The 2,480-nt window shown below is 28.0% G+C and carries 3 protein-coding genes; 1 reads left to right on the top strand and 2 read right to left on the bottom strand.

Annotated features, from left to right (window positions below):
- A partial coding sequence (locus tag ACF91D_RS29815) for a hypothetical protein (protein WP_392438332.1) occupies window positions 1-998 on the bottom strand: 998 nt, incomplete at its 3' end.
- Window positions 976-1,419 (bottom strand): hypothetical protein, encoded by a 444-nt coding sequence (locus ACF91D_RS29810; protein WP_392438331.1) that lies wholly within the window; start codon window positions 1,417-1,419, stop codon window positions 976-978. The genes ACF91D_RS29810 and ACF91D_RS29815, both read right to left, overlap by 23 nt.
- Before the next feature lie 283 nt (window positions 1,420-1,702).
- On the opposite strand from ACF91D_RS29810, the gene ACF91D_RS29805 reads away from it, so the two are divergent.
- The gene (locus ACF91D_RS29805; protein WP_392438330.1) at window positions 1,703-2,389 is read left to right on the top strand and encodes a hypothetical protein; all 687 of its coding nucleotides are present in this window, start codon (window positions 1,703-1,705) and stop codon (window positions 2,387-2,389) included.
- Window positions 2,390-2,480: the final 91 nt, after the last annotated feature.

The following is a 2,480-nucleotide window of genomic DNA, read 5'->3' as shown; positions in this document are numbered from 1 at the left end:
AAGTTATCTTTTGCATCTTCAAGCGATTTCTTGGACTTCTCTAAGTTCTTTTTAGCTTCCTTATCCTTCTTATTTTTCTTAACTGAAGACTCAAAGTTTTTAACAGATCTTTCATAAAGTTCAACATCTGATTGTCTCTTCTCAACTTTTTTGTCAGCTTTATCAATTGCCGCTGAAATAGAAGTTTTACCAACTACTTTTCCGTAATCGATGCTTCCATCTTCTTTCAAGAATGACCCTTTGTATACTTTAGTAGAATCAGAATAACCATTCACTCTGAAATCGATATTATCAAAACGTGGCTCACCCTTTTTATTGGTAAATTTACTTAAGATATGACCTTTACTATCTGAGTCTTCAAAAGAGGCTTCGGATAAAGCTTTGTCCATTGACTCTTCATCTAACTCTCTTTCGTTTTCAGCCTGCGCAGCTCCACCATCAGAACCAGTAGCAAGTTGTACTTGGTTTGAAATAACAATTTGGTAAGCTTGTTTTTTGATATCTCCTTTTAAGAATAAGTATCCATCGCCCTCTGTTCCTAAAATTCCATATGAACCCTTAAGATTTAGTTTTTTATTATTATTGGTAAGTAAAGTTAAGTTATAACTTTCGCCATCGATAGGTAGTTTCCTTCTAGATGCGTCATCATATCCTAATTTCACTACTAATAAATCTCTGTTTTTGTCAGTCCAAACATCTTTGATTGTCACATTAGCTTTACTTTTTGAGAATTCTTCTTTCGTCCCAATAGGAGTTGTATTATTTTGTATTTCAAAATTCATATTAGATTTACCATGTATAAATCCAACAATGCCGAATATGAGTCCAGCCATACATACTAACCAAAAAATTAACCACCTAAGAGCTTTTCTTGTTCTTGGATCTTTATCTCCTAAGATACCGCCTATAACTTTAAATTTATGTTTGTCTTTATGTTTCTTGCTTTTCTCTGAAGCATTCGAATGTTTATTTTTATTACGCTTGAATGGGTTCTTCACGTTGATTCCCCCTCCAATCGTCTATAATTCTCGCATATTTAATTAATGTATTAAGATTATAAGACATTCCTAATTTATTCCGCCTCATCTTATCAAGAGTTCCTTTTGTAATACCTATATCTGTTAATGTTTTGTCATCCAGTATATCGATATGTGATTCAACAAATTCACTCAGTACATGATTTATTTCATAAAAATATGCCTTGTTTTTAGTATTTTTATCATCTATTACTAAACAAATATTTCTGACTGTATCAGTTGAAATAGAGAATATACCTTTCTCTTTTTGTATAAACCTGCGAATAGTAGTAATTTTAATTCCTTCTTGTATGAAGTCATAAATTGAATATATCTTAGCTTCTTCTACTATTTCTTCTAACTTTATAGATAATTGTTCTATATCCTTTTCCAAACCCTCCAAAGAAACACCTTCCTACTTTTTTGAATACTCTTTAATATATATTAATATTATAACATATGTAAAATTTACACTCAATATTTGATAATCTTTTATTAATAATAACTACAAACGATATAAATAATACTATAAAACCCAAACTACATTTACTTTAAATAATACTAGTGTTATATTTATATCAAATTAACTAGACAAATAGACAACTTTTACAATTATAATGTAGATTGCCTTCGAATTATAGAGGGGACATTCAATTATTTCATCTTTTGAAGTTAGGAGGAGTTTTATGAAGAGCGCTTTAATCGTGATACTTAAGTTATTTTCTTTTATAGCAGGTATATACTTAATAATGAATCAGTCTAATAAATTTGTAAGTGAAGCGGCAACTGGTGAAACCAAGCCTTTTTATTACTTATTCATTATTATTATATTAATAGCTATATGTTTTATATTAATCCCTTTAATTATTGACTTATTTCTGAAAAACAAATTTAAAAAACCTTTATTCCTTAGATTAATCATTCAATTTATTAATACACACAGAAATTCAAAATCATCTCAGCAACATATTGAAAAATCCATAAATGGAAATCAACAAAATATGGATGATAGAATTTGCCAATACTTTAATTTTAATTACTCAATTGAAGATGTATACAATCACAGAACTGCACTTGGTTATGAAGTTGCTGAATTAACTTATAGTATTGAAAATATTATGGATGAAGTCCCAAATCTTATTAATAAACTTATTAAATATAAACATAGTGACACAAGAAATGAAATGGCCGATTTAAAAATTAGAGATCACAAAGTAACTATAGAATATTTAAATAAATACAATATAAAAATAACTTCTGGTGTAGTTAATATCAATGTACCTCTCTATAAATGTAAACAACTACATGACTTTGATATTTTAATTCCATATTTAAAGAATTATTACCTTAAACCTCAAAAATATACGATATAAAAAAGAGCACTCTTTTTAGGAGTCCTCTTTTTTCATTAATCATTATGTTACTTTTCATTTTCTAATCTATTTATATTACCTGTTTTTTCAT

The organism is Staphylococcus sp. 231237_7MaSpsaltlick (assembly GCF_043107035.1).
Note: the sequence above shows the minus strand (reverse complement) of the source record. Positions and strands in the feature narration are given on the sequence as shown.